Origin of the sequence: Arthrobacter sp. FW306-06-A (assembly GCF_021870055.1) — a bacterium.
GTDB lineage: Bacteria > Actinomycetota > Actinomycetes > Actinomycetales > Micrococcaceae > Arthrobacter.
On record NZ_CP084553.1, the window covers coordinates 29,223 to 44,408 of the forward strand.

Here is a 15,186-nt window from a genome sequence, read left to right on the forward strand (position 1 = left end):
AGCGTAGATTCCACGTAGGACAGCTATCCCCTCCCGTATCCTCGAAAGGCACTCACAAAGATGAGCACCACCGGCACCACCGGCACCACCGCAACACCGGCCATCCGGCTTTCGACCCTGCTGCACCGCCCCGTACTGGACACCAAAGGCCACCAGGTCGGGACCCTCGCCGACGCCATCGTCCGCCTCGACGAAGGAAACTACCCGCGTCTGACCGGCCTGGTCGTCGCAGTCGGGTCCAACCGCGTCTTTGCGCCGCTGGAGAAAATCTCCGACATGGACGCAGATAGCGTCCGGCTGCGCACAGCCACACTGGACCTGCGCCCTTTCACCCGCCGCGAGGGCGAGGTACTGCTCAAAGAAGACGTTCTGGGCCACCGGCTGATCGACACCGACCACACCGTCATGGTCAAGGCGTTCGACATCGAACTGAACGGCACGGCAACGGGATGGACCGCGACGGGCCTGGACGTACACAAACCCCGCTGGTTCACCATCAGCCGGCGGCACGACACCCACCCCTTCCGGGACTGGAACCGGTTCCTGCCCCTGATCGGCCACGAGGCATCCAGCAAGACCCGCTCCCTCTCGGCCCGGTTCGCCCAGCTGAAACCGGCCCAGATCGCGGACCTGATCGAAGACTCCTCAGACAAAGAACAAGACGAACTCCTGGCCCGGGTCCACTCCGACCCCGAACTGGAGGCAGACGTCTTCGAAGAACTCGATGAGGACCGCCAGTCCAGGATCCTCAGAGACCGCACCGACGCCGAAGTCGCGGACGTGCTCTCGCACATGCGCGCCGACGATGCCGCCGACGCCGTCATGGATCTCCCGCAGGAGCGCCGTACCGGGATCCTCACTCTCCTCCCCGCCGCCCAGCACACCAAGGTCATGGCCCTCCTTGGCTACCATGACGCCACCGCCGGGGGCCTCATGGGCACCGACTACACGGCGTTGCCGGCTACCTCTACGATCGCGGATGCTCTCGAGAGCATCCGCACCGCCACCACGGAGCAACCCGAAGCACTCACCACCATCTACAGCCTGCACCCGGACGGAACCCTCGCCGGTGTGATCGGTCTGGTCCAGGCACTGCAATCCGACCCGGCGGCCCTGCTCGGGGACACCGCCGATCCCGAACCGGTCAGTGCGACCGCGGGCGATGACATCATCGACGTCACCACCACCATGGCCGACTACAACCTGCTGACCCTTCCCGTCCTGGATGAAGACGGCCGCATCCTGGGTGTCATTACCGTCGATGACGCCCTTGAAGCGGCCATCCCGCCGGATTGGGCCCATCGGGAACCCAACCGAAACACGACCAGGAACAGCCGCCCCGGAAGCGACGACTGACCGGACCATCAGGCGAAGCGCCACGAATGACATCCCCGTGGCACCGACGGACCCTGCCCCGGGCCAGGCTGCCCAGCCGGACCCTGACCAGCGCCCCGGTCTGCGCACCTTCAGGTTCCCCGGCGGCGGCAACCGTCATGGTTGTCAGCACCTCGCTGGCCGAGGCGGAACAGGTCGTTGCCCAGGCCAAAGCCAGGTTGGCCGGCGCGCTGCCGAACATTGACGATATGCCTATCCGCGCCGTCAGCAGCACCTCGGCCCCGTCGGATGCGACGCCCCGAACACCGGCGCGCCGCATCCACATCCCGGCCGCGAGGATGACGGGTGGGAACTCCGGCTCTGAATGCGGATAATCGCGAGCGGCGAAAATCCGCTATGGTTAGTGCATAGACGCGCACGTATGCACTTAAGGGGTTCGGCCTGATGTTAGCGGTTCTGCGGAATATGACCTACCGGCGGCTGTTTGCTGCCCAGATCGTGGCCCTGATCGGCACCGGACTGCTCACGGTGGCCCTCGGGCTGCTGGCATACGACCTGGCCGGCCGGAACGCCGGCGCGGTGCTGGGCACGGCCCTGACGATCAAGATGCTCGCCTACGTGGGTCTAGCCCCGGTGATCAACGCCCTCGGGGCGCGGCTGCCGAAAAAGCCGGTGCTGATCGGGGCGGACCTGATCCGGGCGGCGATGGCACTGTCTCTGCCGTTCATTACAGAGACCTGGCAGATCTACGTGGTGATCTTCCTGCTGCAGTCCGCCTCTGCGACCTTCACCCCGGCCTTCCAGTCCCTGATCCCCACCATTTTGAAGGACGAGCGGGACTATACGCGCGCGTTGTCCCTCTCCAGGCTGGCCTATGATATGGAGGCCCTGGTCAGCCCGGCCCTTGCGGCCTTGCTGCTGACGCTAATCAGCTACAATAACCTGTTCATCGGCACAGTTGCCGGTTTCCTGTTCTCGGCCTTCATGGTTACGCTCACGGTCCTGCCGCGGCTTTCCGTCCCGGCCGGGCCGCAGGCGTCCCTGTGGCACCGGACCACTCTGGGAGCACGGATTTTCTGGCGCAACCGGCGCCTGCGTTCCCTACTGGCACTGAACCTCGTGGTCGCAGCCCCGACGGCGCTGGTGCTCGTTAACACCGTGGTCTACGTCCGCGACGTTCTGCGGCGTCCCGACACGGACCTGGCCCTGGCTCTGGCCTGCTTCGGCGTCGGGTCTATGATCGTCGCCTTGTCAGCGCCCCGGGTCCTGGACCGGTTCGGGGACCGTGCCGTGATGCTCACCGGCGCCGCCTTGATCCCTGCCGTGCTGGCCGGCGCCGCACTCCTGACCTTCCTGGGGTCCGGTGGTCCGGGGTGGTGGCTGCTGTTGGGGCTGTGGTTCCTGCTCGGTGCGGCGAACTCCACGATCCTCACCCCCTCCTCCCGGCTGCTGCGCGATGCCTCCACCGAGGAAAACCGGCCCTACGTCTTCACCGCGCAGTTCTCCCTTTCCCACGCCTGCTACATCCTGACCTACCCGCTGGCCGGCTGGATCGGAGCCGTGGCCGGGTTGGGCTGGGCTGCTCTTGCCCTGATGATTATTGCGATGGTAGGCAGTGCAGGTGCCTTCCTGTCCTGGCCACGGCACACCGCCGCGGAACCGGCTAATGAGGAGCAAACCGTTGAGCAGCCGGCCTAGCAGCGCGTTGAGCCCTAGCGGTGCCCTGAGCACCATCCCTGGAGAGCCGTCCCTGGCCCACCCGGTCACCCCGGGCCCGGAGCTGCTCGAAACAGCTGCCGGGACGCTGCGGATGCTCGCCGAACCCACCCGGCTGCACCTGCTCTGGCAACTCACTGGCGGCCCGAAAACCGTCACCGAACTCACCGACGCGTCCGGGGCACCACGAACCGTGGTCAGCCAGCACCTGGCCAAACTCCGGCTCACCGGCCTCGTGGACACCCGCAAGGACGGCCGGCACGTCATCTATTCCCTCCACGACGGGCACCTGGTCCGGCTCATCCGCGAAACCATCAACCACGCCGACCACCTAATGACTGGAGAACCGGCCCACGACTGAGGCCTCCTCCTGCCCGCCTACCAAACGTTAACAGCAGGCCTATAGCCCATCCCAGTCCATGCCGAACCTGACCACCCATCATGATCCGTACGTCCTTTCATGGGCAGTCGTGCATCCCTGCCATACCGGGCTCTTACTCCGTGGCTACACCTGGCCGGGCCCCAAGCCCATCCACGCCGGCAAATACAGGCCGCTACCACGCTCGACAAAACCTTAGGGCCCAGTACTCCTGAGCGTGTCACCGGGGGCTAGGGGTCTGTCAATTATTCGGTGTAACTGGGGTTGTCTTCTCTAGCTCCTGCCGGCGGACAGGCGGCCGTCAAAGGTGATCTCGGAGGCGTTGAGAGTGGCCTTCCAGCGGTTGCTCCAGCGTTTCCGGCCCTTGCCGGTGGGGTCCAGGCTCATGATAGCCAGGTAGACGCACTTCAACGCGGACTGCTCGGTCGGGAAGTGGCCGCTGCACGATGACTGTCCTAAGTGCCAATGGTGTTGCCCGTTTTTCAGGACAGGCTCAGGATCCCGGCGGCGAGCTCAGGGGCCTTGCCTCGTGATTCTCCTCGCAGGGCTGAAACCACTGTCCGTAGCAATACCGCGACAGGCTATGCGCCGAGGCACCCGGTGCGGCACCGGCAAGTGGGGCTGACTCCCGAATTTCTTGAGGCCGCGAGTCAGCCCCCGGACGGAACCCCGATGAAGGCTGAATGGACCCTCTCCAGCAAGGTGAAACACCGCCACTTCAAATACTCCGCTACCAGTCCAGCCCAGACAAGATGACAAGGGAATCGTGGGCAGGTTCTTTCTGCCCGGACTGTCCTGCCGCCGCCGACGGTGGCTGGACACGCCAGGAGCCACGGCGTAGGTTTTTGGTGGCAGGCATCACGTATCTATCCTCCTTTCGGCTTGGTGCATAGCTGGCGGGAGATCCCGCTATAGCAGGATGGCGGGCTGGAATGCACGCAGCTAAAAGGGAGCCGAGCATGGCCGCCTCGCATGTCAACCAGGGCGGTGGCCGGGCCATCACCGCCTGGACCGGCCTGCCAGATACCGCATTCAGCGCGGCAATGCGCCTGGGTTGTGTCGACGGGGCGGATTGCAGCCTGTCCAGCTACGCGGCGGGAGCGTAAAAATGTCCTTCGATCCCGGCGCCGCCAGTATCCGCCCGCACACTGATCGCCCCGGCAGTACTTTGCTCCTGTGCGGCCATTGCGGTTCTGACACGGAGCTGAGGCTGCAGTCGATTAAAGCCCTCGATCCGCCCTCGGACGATTTCGTGGAAGCAGGGTATGTCTGCACCGCGTGCGATCTCCACTACCTGCGACGAGCCGACGTTGCCGCCGTAGGGGCAGTCCTCAGCCGGGCCCCGGGCGAGGATGACGTCCTGATATTCGACGGAGAGTACGTCCACTGCGGCCGGCCGATGCATACGCTCGATTCAGAGGCCGGCTGCCTCAACGCCGTCTACACGGACCGCGACCCGCAGAACGCCAACGACGTCTGCCTTACCACCCGCATATTGCGCTGCAGCTGCGGCTTCCAGATACAACTGCCTGAATAGTGGCACCGCCTCTGGCAACGCCGAAAGCAACAGCCCTGGGTCGGTACCCCGGGCGGTCATGTGGCCCCGCGGCGCCGGCGGAACGTTCTTCCTCGACGTCCCCCGCGCGGGACGTCGTCGAGGCCGGCCTGCGGGTCGCCTGGTGAATATGGCAGGTTGGTTCCGGTTCGAAGAACTCGGCCTGCACTCGCGCACCGCTCCGATGGCAGCCACACCAAGCGGCCGCGCCCGAACGGTGCGGACCGATTAAATGCGGTCGATGACGTTGGGTTTCTTACCGGTGGGCACCGACGCGCCCGGGGGCCTCTGCCGCGTCGTTGCGCTCCTCGACCGCAGCTCTGGGGCGGCTGGGGCGTTCGGAACGGTGTGTAGGGGTTTCACGCCGCGTTCGAGCGCGCCCGAATCCTCGTTCAGGGCAGGCCGGAATGCACCAATCGGATGATCCAGGTCTGAGCAGGGCGGCGGCCAGACGTTGATGAGAACTTGGGGGTAGGCCGTTGAGTCCGTCGCTGCTAGTGTGATGTCCTGGCACCGGCCCGCGCTCCGGCCGCAGGGCGAGTGGTGCATCCGTGCTGCGCTCTCCTTGGAATGACGTTGAAAGTGAGAAATCCCATGCCTGTTCATGCCTTTCCGGAACCGCATGCCTCCGGGATGTCCGGGCGCTTGAACGCCCTGCGGGCTGCCGTGCTGGGGGCCAACGACGGGATTTTGTCGATGGCCGGTCTGGTGATCGGTGTTGCCGGTGCGACGACCCTTGTGCAGCCGGTCTTCATCGCGGCGATGGCGGGGTTGACCGCGGGTGCCGTTTCCATGGCGCTGGGTGAGTACGTGTCGGTGAGCAGCCAGCGGGACAGCGAACGGGACCTTATTGTCAAAGAGCGGCGTGAGCTGGCCGAGGACCCTGAAGGGGAGCTGCAGGAACTGGCCGGGCTCTACGAGGAGCAGGGCCTCAGCAGCGCCACCGCGGCCATGGTCGCCCGGGAGCTGACAGCAGCGGATCCGCTGAAGGCACACCTGCGGATGGAGCTCGGCGTCGACGAGGAAGAGCTGACCAACCCCTGGCACGCGGCAGGTTCATCGGCGGCGGCGTTCCTGCTGGGCGGTGCGCTTCCGGTAGCCGCGATCCTGCTCTCCCCGGTGTCGGTGCGGGTCTGGATCACCTACGTGATCGTGCTCGCGGCCCTGGCCCTCACCGGTGCCTTGGGGGCAAGGATAGGCGGAGGGTCCATCCGCAGAGCCGCGACCCGGGTACTGATCGGCGGAGCGGTGGGTCTGATGATCACTTACGGCATCGGGTTGCTCTTCGGTGCGACCGTGCTTTAACCGGCCGCCCTCAGCACAGCCATCCATCTGCTCCACCCGGCCGCCGCCGGCGGAAAATTCTACTTTCCTTTCCCACAGGCGCACGGGAACTCTCTGCCCCGTCCGGGCCGGCGCCTCACAGGCAGGGTTCCTGAACACTGGCAGAGCCAGGGCCTTTTAGTGGATGAGGCCGGAGACGAGGTTGATGGTGGTGGCCAGGACGATGGCCCCGAGGAGGTAGGACAGCAGTGCCTGGCGCAGGACCGTGGAGCGGATCGCATCGGTTTTCAGGTTGGTGTCGGAGACCTGGAAGGTCATCCCGACGGTGAATGCCAGGTAGGCGAAGTCCCGGTAGTGGGGCGCGCTTTCTTCGTTGAAATCGATCCCGTTCTTGTCCCGGTAGTAGATGGAGGCGTAGCGGAGCGTGAAGAGGGTGTGCACGAGGAACCAGGACAGGGCCACACTTCCGAGTGCCAGGGCGATTACCGAGGCTTTGCTGCCGCCTTGCAAGGTGGCGGCATCGAGCAGGATCAGCGCGACTCCGGTGAAGCTTCCCATGGTCGCGGCCAGGACCAGTACGTCTGAAATGCCGCGCCCTGGGTCTTCCCGTTTGGCATGGGCGGCCGTACCTGCCGGGTCCAGACGCCCGATAACAACCCACACCCAGACCAGGTACGTCGCGGACGCCGCAGCCCAACCGGCCGCGGGCGCGTAGTCCGGCGGCCCGCTAACCGCGACGAGGAACGCGGCCGCGGCACCGGTGACCGTCATGGCCGTGACCCGGAGCCAGGAACGGTGGAAAACGGAGGCGAACCCTTCACGGGCCCCGACGACTGTGTTACCGGCAGTGTTCATAGGACCATCGTCGCAGGTCGGCACCCGGCACTGCCTCTGGCAGATCCCGATAGCGGCCGGGTGCGGGCCGCATTTTGCGCTGCGCCGGGCCTGCGCGCACCCCGGGCCCTGAAGGCAGAGACGCGGGGTACGCGGGCCACCGGGTCGACTATTTGATGTAGGAGAAGACCCCCATCATGCCGCGCTCGGCGTGGTAGGCGTTGTGGCAGTGGGTAAGCCATTGACCGGGGTTATCGGCATCGAATTCGACGCTCACTGTTTGTTTCGGGCGCACGATGACGGTGTCTTTGCGCGCCCCGCCACCGGCGAGCTGGAACGTGTGGCCGTGCAAGTGCATGGGGTGCCACATGGTGGTGTCATTGATGAAGTCCACCCGGACCCGTTCATTGACCTTGAGATCGAACGCCCCCTCGTAGGGATTGTTCATGTCGAAGCGGCGGTTGTTGATGCCCCAGTCGTACTTTGCCATGCCGCCGGTCAGGTGCACTTCATGGACCCGGTCCGCCGGTTTCGCCGGGAGGAGGACGGAGGCGTCTGCCTTGAGCATGCCGCCGTCAACGACCGTGCCACCCAAAGTTGAAGGGAAGGCGGTTGCCGGCGGCGGTGTACCCGTGCCCGTGCTGATCAGGCCGTAGGCCATCCCGGGTTTACCTTCGGGCAGCGCCAGAACAGGGGTGAAACCCTCCTGCACGTTCAGGATCGCGTCGATCCGTTCCCCCATGCCCAGGACAACGGCGTCAACGTCCCGGTGCGCGGCCGGGAACCCGTCCGTGTGCGTCAACGTAATTTTCTGCCCGGGCACACCGACACGGTAAGCGGTGTCAGCGGCCGCGTTGATGATCCGCAACCGGACCCGGCTGCCCGGTTTGCTGGGAAACGTTTCAGGCCCGGCCGCGGCCTTGCCGTTGAAAAGATGGTACGGGTAGGAAACGTCGCCCGCGTCACCGCCGAGGAAGTCGCTGCGCGCCCCCATCAACATGTATTTCATGCCCGGCATCGGCGGCATCGTGGACCCTGACCCGCCCATGTCCATGCCGGGCATCGAGGACGCTGACCCGCCGCCCATGTCCATGCCGGGCATTGAATGGGCCGGTGCCGGGGTGTTCATGGACCCCATGCCCATGGAGAGTTCCTTCAGGACATCGTCGGGGGTGCCGGTGACCCCGTCCATCCAGTCATCAAGGATGATCACCCATTCCTGGTCATAGGCCAGGGTTTCCTTGGGATCGGCGATAATGAGGGCCCCGTAGAGCCCGCGTTCGCGCTGCATTTCCACGTGCGAGTGGTACCAGTACGTTCCCGGGTGGGGAAGAACGAAGTTGTAGTCGTACGCGGCGCCGGGGGCGATGGCCTGTTGTGTCAGCCCCGGGACCCCGTCCTGGTCGTTGCGCAGGGCCAGCCCGTGCCAGTGCACGGAGGTCCCCTGGCTGAGCTGGTTCATCAGCGGCACCGTGAGTTTATCCCCTGCGGTGGCCCGGATCACCGGCCCGTTCAGGGTGCCCCCATAGCCCCAGGTCCGGACAGGTTGTCCGGCGATAACGACGTCGGCTTCACCGGCGCTGAGCCGGGTTGTGATGGTCTTGCCCGTGAAGGCGCGGCGCGCTTCGAAGTCCGCGATCATCGGGTCCCCCGGCATGATCCTGGTCACCGCGGAAGGCCCGGCGGTCGGGTTGGACGTGCAGGCAGCGAGGGCCGCCATGGCAGCGGCCGCGATCCCGGTACCGAGCACAGTACGGCGGGAGGGAAGAGGGTAGGCGTTTTTCATTTTTGCGTGTCCTTGGTCTGTATCCGCGCAACGCGGAGAAATCTCAAAAAAGGGGGTAACTCTAAGTACTCCAGGGGCGGGAGGAGCCGCTGCGGCCAACCGGCAAACAGGCACCGCCGGCCCGGGCCCGGGGCACGCCCGCAGCAGCGCCCGGCGGAGGCCAGGAGAAGGCCGGGCGGAGCCGCACGCACCCGGGATGGACCGGGCAGCTTTTGGTCGTCTCTGTCCCAGGGGTGCGGAGGCAGCCGGGACGAACACGGCCAGGGCCCTGCAACGATGAAGGCAGTCGCTAGCGGCGTACGCGGGGGCTGTGGGGGCGGACCGGGACCGGTTTACGTGCGGCTGATAGAGAGTTCTGTCAGGGACGGTGCGGCCCGTCCGCGGGCTGCCGGCTTCAGACAGGGAAGAGCAGGAGCGCCCACAAGGGCCGCCCTGCCGGCATCCGGAGCGAGGGCGGGCAGTACAGGCTGAGGGACTGCAGCGCTGGCTTGCGGGCCACATGACCATTCATGTACTGTCATCGTGCACGGCGCCGGGCAACCGGAAGATTGGTTCCCGCCGGGTAACGGAACTGCGGCCACGGCCGGCCCGGCGGTTGCCGCCCGGCCCGCCGGACGCGCCCCCGCGGCAGTGAAATGGCCGCCGGACACCTGTGAGATGCCGCTGTGCGGTGCTGTGCTGTGCGGGGGTGGGCTGTGCGGGGGTGGGCTGCCGTGGCCGGTTCCAGGGGCGTGCATGCCCAGAATCCCGAGTACCAGGCCTGCGAGAACCAGGAAAGCAACGACGGGCGGGGAAACCGGGTTAAGGGCCGGGAATGAGGGGTGCTTTCGCGCTGTCCTCACCGGTCCCCTTTCACCGCCCCTCACGGGGTCGTTCCCTGCACGGTATTCTACCCAACACCCGGGGACGGTCAGTCGCCGCTGGCTTCCCCTGCGTCATGCTGCTGGCCGTCCGCGCCTGCCGGCACCTGGTGCACGGCCGGCGCGGGGGCGGACGCGGTGGACGATGCCGGCCCCGGCGCAGGGGCTGCGACCGCGGGCCCAATCCCGGCGACCGCGGTCCCGGCAACCAAAGCGATTCCGGCCAGAGTGCTGAACAGGACAGCTGAGCGGGGGGTTCGGGTCGCAGACATTGCCGGTATCCGTCCTACTAAGTCGGTGCCCCGTCCGGATGGGGGGCCCGTCCGGGGCGGGCGTCTCAACGACGCCTGCCATCTATTATCCGGAGCTGCGCTGAATGGTTGCTGAGAGTCCGCAGTGAACCGGCAGGGAACCTGGCGGGGGCAGCGCCGGACCCGGAAACGGTCCTGCGTCCCTCGGGTGCTCACCCGGGTCCTGCGGAGGTCAGCCAGCCGGGCCCCGCCGGCGCGTGAATGAGACGGCATGCTGAGGCCTGCAGTGGTACTTGTCGTTAGGGAGTAGGAGTGGGCGCCGGGGTTGGGGAAGTGGCCGGCGGCGTGGTGCCGGGGGTGTGGGGCGGCTCCGGCCGGATCGGGAAGTAGGGTGCGTATTCGGTGAAGGTCGCGTCGAGGACGGGTACCGGGATGGTCTGTGTCGTCGTGTCTGCGCTGATTTTGAGCTGGAGCGTCGCGCCGGGGGCCGCGCCGGTGCGGGCGAACGTGACCGGGGCCGTGTCGAGGGTGAGCTGTCTGCGGTCTTGGGCCGGGACCGGTATGGTCGTTGTCTCTCCTGATGCCAGGGCCAGGGTGAGGACGATGTCGTGGTCGGTGGTGTTCCTCACCGTGCCGATGACCCTGCCCGGTCCGTTGGCGTCCAGGGCGAGAATCAACAGGTTGCCCAGCTTCACCGGGCCGATCACGGTGTTGATGCCGTTGGTGGCCGGCGTGATCCGGGTGGTCTCCTGGGGGTTGGTAAAGGAGCACCCTGCCGTCCCGGGAAGGGCCAGACCGAGGAGCACCGCCAGGGCGAGGGTGTTCGCGCGTTTGCTGACGTGCTGCATCTGGTCACTCCCGTGCCTGGGCCGGATCCTCTACCGCACACTGTACCCACGCGGCCGTGCACCGGTCCAGACCGCCTCGGTGGGCATGGACAGCGCAGGTGCGTAGGCCGCTGCAGAGCCTGCCGGCTCCCCTGGGACACCTCGGATCGGGGCCTCGGGCCGGGATACCCCTGAGGTCGGCGCGGAAAGATCGCCGGAACCGCAGGTGCGTGGGGGGTGGGCGCCAGGAGGAAAGGCAGTGTTGTGGGCCAGATTGTGGACAGTATCCTGAATATCAGCCCGGTGCTGGCCGCGCTGCTGGTCTTTGCCCTGGTATTCGCTGAAGACGCGTTTTTCCTCGGATTTGTGATCCCGGGTGAGACGGCGGCCATTCTGGGCGGCGTCCTGGCCAGCCACGGACGGCTTCCCTTGTGGGTGGTGATCGTTCTGGTCGTGACGGCGGCGATCACCGGCGACACGGTGGGGTACGAGGTAGGACGGTTCTTCGGGCCGCGGATCATGCGCCTGCGCCTTGTTGCGAGGAAAGGGCAGCAGGTGGCTAAAGCCCAGGACCTGTTGCGCCGCCGGGGCGGCGCGGCTGTCTTCGTGGGACGCTTCACAGCATTCTTCCGCGCTGTCATGCCTGCCCTGGCCGGCATGGCGCATATGCCCTACCTGCGGTTTTTGGCCTTCAACGCCGCGGGCGCTCTGGTGTGGGGTACCGGCTGTGCCCTGCTGGGGTTCCTGGCAGGGAACTCATATCAGAGCATCGCCCGGACAGCCGGACACGGAGCCGCCCTCCTCACCGTCGCTGTTGTCCTTGCAGCGTTACTGTTCTGGCACCTGCGCAGGCGCCGCGCCGCGAAAGCGGCCCCGGAAGCGGGCAGTTGACGCCCGTCTGAGCGCACCGTCGGTCAGAGAATGCGGAAGCGTGCCCGGGACAAACACCGTCGGGTCGGGGGGCAGATGCGGTGTCCTGGGTCCTACCCCTCCAGCACCTGCCAGAGGACCACCGGGCGGGCAGTGGAAGTCCTCGTGCGGGCAAGGGTCAGCGGGCTCCGACTCAGTCGTTTTGGTTTCGCCAGTAGAGTGCCCGGGCCGGGCAGTACCGGACGGTCAGCTCAGCGTCGGTCGTTTTGGGGATGGGTCCGTCCAGGATGGGGTAGCCCCATTCGTCGAGGGTGATGTGTTCAGGCAGCAAGGTGGCGCAGACTCCGTGCCCGGTGCAGGCGGTCCGGTCGACGGCCAGGACCGGGACGGCCGAATCGGTCCGGGGCGGGCGGGCAGAAAAGCTCACGACTGATCTCTTTCTTCCTGTCCGGGGCAATAGCCTGCCGCGTGCGCTTGGAGGTGGGTGCTGAAGACCTCCAGTGCGGAGGCGGTGAACGCTGCAACACCGTCGGGGAAGTGGCAGGCCCCGCGGCCGGTAAGCAGTCCCAGTCGTTGCCGCAGCGCGGCGTGCGCTCCGGGACCTCCGGTACCGGCGGCGAGTTCAGCGAACCCGGCCGCTGCCGCGGGGAGCCCGAACATGCAGGGCCCGCATTGGCCGGCTGATTCCCCGGCGGCGTAGTTGAGCATGTCCGCGACCGTGGCGACCGGGCAATGTGAGGGGCCCAGCAGGTGCATCACCCCGGGCCCGGGAGCGGCGCCCGCGGTGGCCATCGACGCGGTGGTGTAGTGCAGGGCCGGTATCCGGGACGCTGCAATCCAGGTGCCGCCGAGTCCGCCGATGTTCAGGGCCCGGGCGCCGGGCAGCGGTCCACCGGCCAGGGAGAGTATTTGGCTTAGGGATGGTCCGGTTTCGGTTTCGTAGACACCTGGCGCCTGGACGGCGCCGTTGAGAGCGACCAGCCGCGGGCCGGGGTCCTCCGGTGTGCCGAAAGACCGGAACCAGGCCGGCCCGAAGGCCTCGATCTGGGCGACCCGCAGAAGTGTTTCGGCGTTCAGGACCAGTACCGGCCGGGTTTTCTTCCCCTCCGGGGTGCGGCCGCCCTGGACCAGGCGGGCGCGTTTGGTCATCGGGCGGGCAAGGCCGCCGTGATGCAGGGAAACGAGGGCGCTGGCCTCGGAGGCGACATACCGGGCAGGTACCGGCAACACCGCCACGCCCGCTGCCCGCAGGCGTCCTTCGGTTTCTGATCCGGCGTGGGCGGCATACGTTACCCGCTTCAGGCCCGTCAATGCTGCCCCGTCCCGGACCTCGGCGAGGTGGTGCCGGATGACGTAGGCGTCCTTCGCGGCACCGATTTCCCCGTCGCAGGCGTTAACTATCAGCTCGGCCCGATTCTGAAGCGCCGCACCGAGTTTCACGGCAGTGCTGAACGCCGAACCGCTCCGGCCCGTCAGGCCGGCCTCGTGCAGGGCCGGCAGCAGGTTCAGCGCCATGGCTGTTGTCCGATTTCGTTGCGGCGGGTCTCATCGGGTTGCCGGCCGGTGAGCCGGTAGGCGATCGCGGCGGCGCCTGCGGCCAGGCAGGCCACCCCCACGGCCCGGAGGATCCAGGCGCTCCCGGTGCCCATCGTGATGCCATGGACTATCGCTGCCGGCCACAGCACGTAGCTCAGCGCGTGGACCCGGCCCCACCACCGCTCGGGAATACGGTGACGCAGCATCGAGGTCAACGTCACGGCCACCAGCAGATCGAACGCGACAGCGCCCAGCCCGATCCAGGCCCGTTCGTAGCCGGAAGTGAACGGCACCACTACCGACACCCAGCCGATGTCGACGTAGCCTTCCAGCACGGCAGTAACAATATGGACTACCACAAAAACCATCATCCCCAGGGCCAGGTTGCGGTGGAGCCCTGTCACGACAGTGGTCCCGATCCCTGCCGGCCGGCGCCGCCCGGAAGTCACAACACCGAGAATGAACGTCACCGTCAGCAGCACCGAAGCCGTGACCCCGCTCGCCCGGGAAACGAACCAGAAAACCTCGCTGACCGCCGGACTCACAGTGCCCCGGCAGGTTCGTGGGGGGCAGGCCAGTTCCCGGTCCTCACGGTCGAACCGTCCGTGGCGTGCAGGCTGGCATCGATGCCACGGGCCCCCAGCCAGGACGGTGCCTGAGCACCCAGGACGATGGCGGCGGTCGAGGCGGCATTGGCTTCCAGAGCGGTCGCACCCAGGCAGGTCACTTCGGCCCAGATGCGCTGTGCCGGGGCGCCGGTGCGCGGGTCGATGATGTGGTGGGCGGTCCCGGACCCGCTGGACCACGCCCGGTGCCTCGTTGAAGACGTTGCTATGGCCTGGTCCCTGATGGTGATGACCTGATCGGTGCGGCCGCGGTCGTGCTCGATCCCTACCTGCCAGCCTGTCTCTGGAGGGGTGCCGGCAACGGCGATGTCTCCGCCCAGGTCGACCAGGAAACCGCCCGGCAGGGTCTCACCCAGCAGGGCCGCGATCCGGTCAGCGGCGTAGGCTTTGGCGCTGGAGCCAAAGTCCAGCACCGTGCCGGCCGGCATGACCAGCAACCGGACGTCGGGTGTGTAGCTGATCTGCAGCCACCCCGGCGCCGGTTCCGGATCACCGGGCACCGTCCAGCCCGCCCTGTCTCTGACCAGTACCATATCGTCATCGTAACCGGCCCGCAGCAGGGCCGCGCCGACTGTCGGGTCCACCAGGCCGCCGGTCAGGGCCGCCGTGCGGAAGGAAGCCTCCAAAACATCCCCGAGCAAGGCACTGACTGCCACCGCCACCGGACCCCGGGCCGACCGGGCGTTAATGGTCGTAAGTTCTGAATCTGCCCGGAACCGCGAGGCAGCAAGGTCCAGAGACGCCAGCCATTCCCTGGCCGTGCGCACAGCCTGATCCAGGGCGCCCGGGTCGGTCGCGTGCACGCTAACGGTGGTGCCGATCGCATCGAACCGGGCGGCCGGGACAGCTGCCAAGGTCAGGAGGCCCGGGTCGCGGTCTGCGGCACTGCAGCGGCCGGGGCGTTTTGTGCGGGCGTAACTTTCCCGAACGTCCCTGCCGCGGCGGGCGCGGCCGGCGCCTGCTGCACCGCCGCCGCTGCTGCCTGGCCGGTGGCGGCGGTGTGCTGCACCGTGGCCAGCCCGGCGCCGGCGCCGGCGGTCGCGATCCCCGCCAGTACCATCGCGGTCACCGTCCAGCGCCGTACCGCGCCGAGAGCCCGAGCCCGTGAATTCACAACCGCCGTCATCGCATGTCCTTCCGTTACCACCAAGTTTCCCACGAGCCCGATAAGAGGTACCTGAGATGAACCTGTGTACGGTCTGTGAGACCTTCCGGGAGGACCATGGCTGCGCGGGCCCTAAGAAGTTCTCCGGTTTTCAGCGGGATTCGGAGGTGGACGTGGTAGACAAATAACCGGGACGGATGCCGCCCGGAGATGCAGGAGGAA

Annotated in this window: 17 protein-coding genes and 1 pseudogene; 8 read left to right on the top strand and 10 right to left on the bottom strand. The window is 67.0% G+C overall.

Features of this window, described 5'->3' with window-relative positions:
• The first annotated feature begins 60 nt into the window (after window positions 1-60).
• From LFT49_RS21285 to LFT49_RS21300, 4 genes are all read left to right on the top strand, one after another.
• A complete protein-coding gene (locus tag LFT49_RS21285) occupies window positions 61-1,356 on the top strand; it encodes a magnesium transporter MgtE N-terminal domain-containing protein (protein WP_236803052.1) in 1,296 nt (431 codons plus the stop codon).
• Window positions 1,357-1,382: 26 nt separating this feature from the next.
• The gene (locus LFT49_RS21290) at window positions 1,383-1,709 is read left to right on the top strand and encodes a hypothetical protein (protein ID WP_236803053.1); all 327 of its coding nucleotides are present in this window, start codon (window positions 1,383-1,385) and stop codon (window positions 1,707-1,709) included.
• Window positions 1,710-1,779: 70 nt separating this feature from the next.
• Window positions 1,780-3,033 carry an MFS transporter gene (locus tag LFT49_RS21295; protein WP_236803054.1) on the top strand — a complete coding sequence of 418 codons (1,254 nt, stop codon included), beginning with the start codon at window positions 1,780-1,782 and terminating at the stop codon, window positions 3,031-3,033.
• The gene (locus LFT49_RS21300; protein WP_236803055.1) at window positions 3,017-3,412 is read left to right on the top strand and encodes an ArsR/SmtB family transcription factor; all 396 of its coding nucleotides are present in this window, start codon (window positions 3,017-3,019) and stop codon (window positions 3,410-3,412) included. Before LFT49_RS21295 ends, LFT49_RS21300 begins: the two co-directional genes overlap by 17 nt.
• A 291-nt stretch (window positions 3,413-3,703) precedes the next feature.
• Here LFT49_RS21300 and LFT49_RS21305 read toward each other — a convergent pair.
• A pseudogene (locus tag LFT49_RS21305) lies at window positions 3,704-3,868 on the bottom strand (IS256 family transposase); the annotation flags it as partial.
• Window positions 3,869-4,389: 521 nt separating this feature from the next.
• On the opposite strand from LFT49_RS21305, the gene LFT49_RS21310 reads away from it, so the two are divergent.
• From LFT49_RS21310 to LFT49_RS21320, 3 genes are all read left to right on the top strand, one after another.
• Window positions 4,390-4,536, top strand: coding sequence for a hypothetical protein (locus tag LFT49_RS21310; protein ID WP_237430600.1), 147 nt, complete (start codon window positions 4,390-4,392; stop codon window positions 4,534-4,536).
• 2 nt (window positions 4,537-4,538) lie between these two features.
• Window positions 4,539-4,967: a hypothetical protein gene (locus LFT49_RS21315; protein WP_236803056.1), complete on the top strand. Its 429-nt coding sequence runs from the start codon at window positions 4,539-4,541 to the stop codon at window positions 4,965-4,967.
• A 612-nt stretch (window positions 4,968-5,579) separates the two neighbouring features.
• Window positions 5,580-6,290 carry a VIT1/CCC1 transporter family protein gene (locus LFT49_RS21320; protein ID WP_236803057.1) on the top strand — a complete coding sequence of 237 codons (711 nt, stop codon included), beginning with the start codon at window positions 5,580-5,582 and terminating at the stop codon, window positions 6,288-6,290.
• Between the two features lie 156 nt (window positions 6,291-6,446).
• Here the strand turns inward: LFT49_RS21320 and LFT49_RS21325 are convergent, their stop codons facing one another.
• The 4 genes from LFT49_RS21325 to LFT49_RS21340 all read right to left on the bottom strand — a co-directional run bounded on the left by LFT49_RS21325 (window position 6,447) and on the right by LFT49_RS21340 (window position 10,848).
• On the bottom strand, window positions 6,447-7,124 hold the full coding sequence (locus LFT49_RS21325; RefSeq protein WP_236803058.1) for a DUF1345 domain-containing protein: 678 nt from the start codon (window positions 7,122-7,124) through the stop codon (window positions 6,447-6,449).
• Window positions 7,125-7,272: 148 nt separating this feature from the next.
• Window positions 7,273-8,889 (bottom strand): multicopper oxidase family protein, encoded by a 1,617-nt coding sequence (locus LFT49_RS21330; protein ID WP_236803059.1) that lies wholly within the window; start codon window positions 8,887-8,889, stop codon window positions 7,273-7,275.
• Window positions 8,890-9,799: 910 nt separating this feature from the next.
• On the bottom strand, window positions 9,800-10,021 hold the full coding sequence (locus LFT49_RS21335) for a hypothetical protein (RefSeq protein ID WP_236803060.1): 222 nt from the start codon (window positions 10,019-10,021) through the stop codon (window positions 9,800-9,802).
• A gap of 278 nt (window positions 10,022-10,299) precedes the next feature.
• Window positions 10,300-10,848, bottom strand: coding sequence for a hypothetical protein (locus LFT49_RS21340; RefSeq protein WP_236803061.1), 549 nt, complete (start codon window positions 10,846-10,848; stop codon window positions 10,300-10,302).
• Window positions 10,849-11,091: 243 nt separating this feature from the next.
• Between LFT49_RS21340 and LFT49_RS21345 the strand changes: the two genes are divergently transcribed.
• Window positions 11,092-11,718, top strand: a complete 627-nt coding sequence (locus LFT49_RS21345; RefSeq protein WP_236803062.1) for a DedA family protein — start codon at window positions 11,092-11,094, stop codon at window positions 11,716-11,718.
• Between the two features lie 172 nt (window positions 11,719-11,890).
• Here the strand turns inward: LFT49_RS21345 and LFT49_RS21350 are convergent, their stop codons facing one another.
• Genes LFT49_RS21350 through LFT49_RS21370 form a run of 5 tightly spaced genes read right to left on the bottom strand, consistent with a single transcriptional unit; the run spans window position 11,891 to window position 14,985 of the window.
• On the bottom strand, window positions 11,891-12,124 hold the full coding sequence (locus LFT49_RS21350; protein ID WP_236803063.1) for a ferredoxin: 234 nt from the start codon (window positions 12,122-12,124) through the stop codon (window positions 11,891-11,893).
• Entirely contained in the window at window positions 12,121-13,212 is a 1,092-nt protein-coding gene (locus LFT49_RS21355) for an NADH-ubiquinone oxidoreductase-F iron-sulfur binding region domain-containing protein (RefSeq protein ID WP_236803064.1), read from the bottom strand. The genes LFT49_RS21350 and LFT49_RS21355 overlap by 4 nt, the downstream gene beginning before the upstream one ends.
• Window positions 13,203-13,778, bottom strand: coding sequence for a ferric reductase-like transmembrane domain-containing protein (locus LFT49_RS21360; RefSeq protein WP_236803065.1), 576 nt, complete (start codon window positions 13,776-13,778; stop codon window positions 13,203-13,205). The genes LFT49_RS21355 and LFT49_RS21360 overlap by 10 nt, the downstream gene beginning before the upstream one ends.
• Window positions 13,775-14,713: an FAD:protein FMN transferase gene (locus LFT49_RS21365; RefSeq protein WP_236803066.1), complete on the bottom strand. Its 939-nt coding sequence runs from the start codon at window positions 14,711-14,713 to the stop codon at window positions 13,775-13,777. Before LFT49_RS21365 ends, LFT49_RS21360 begins: the two co-directional genes overlap by 4 nt.
• Before the next feature lie 2 nt (window positions 14,714-14,715).
• Window positions 14,716-14,985 carry a hypothetical protein gene (locus tag LFT49_RS21370; RefSeq protein WP_236803067.1) on the bottom strand — a complete coding sequence of 90 codons (270 nt, stop codon included), beginning with the start codon at window positions 14,983-14,985 and terminating at the stop codon, window positions 14,716-14,718.
• Between the last annotated feature and the right edge of the window lie 201 nt (window positions 14,986-15,186).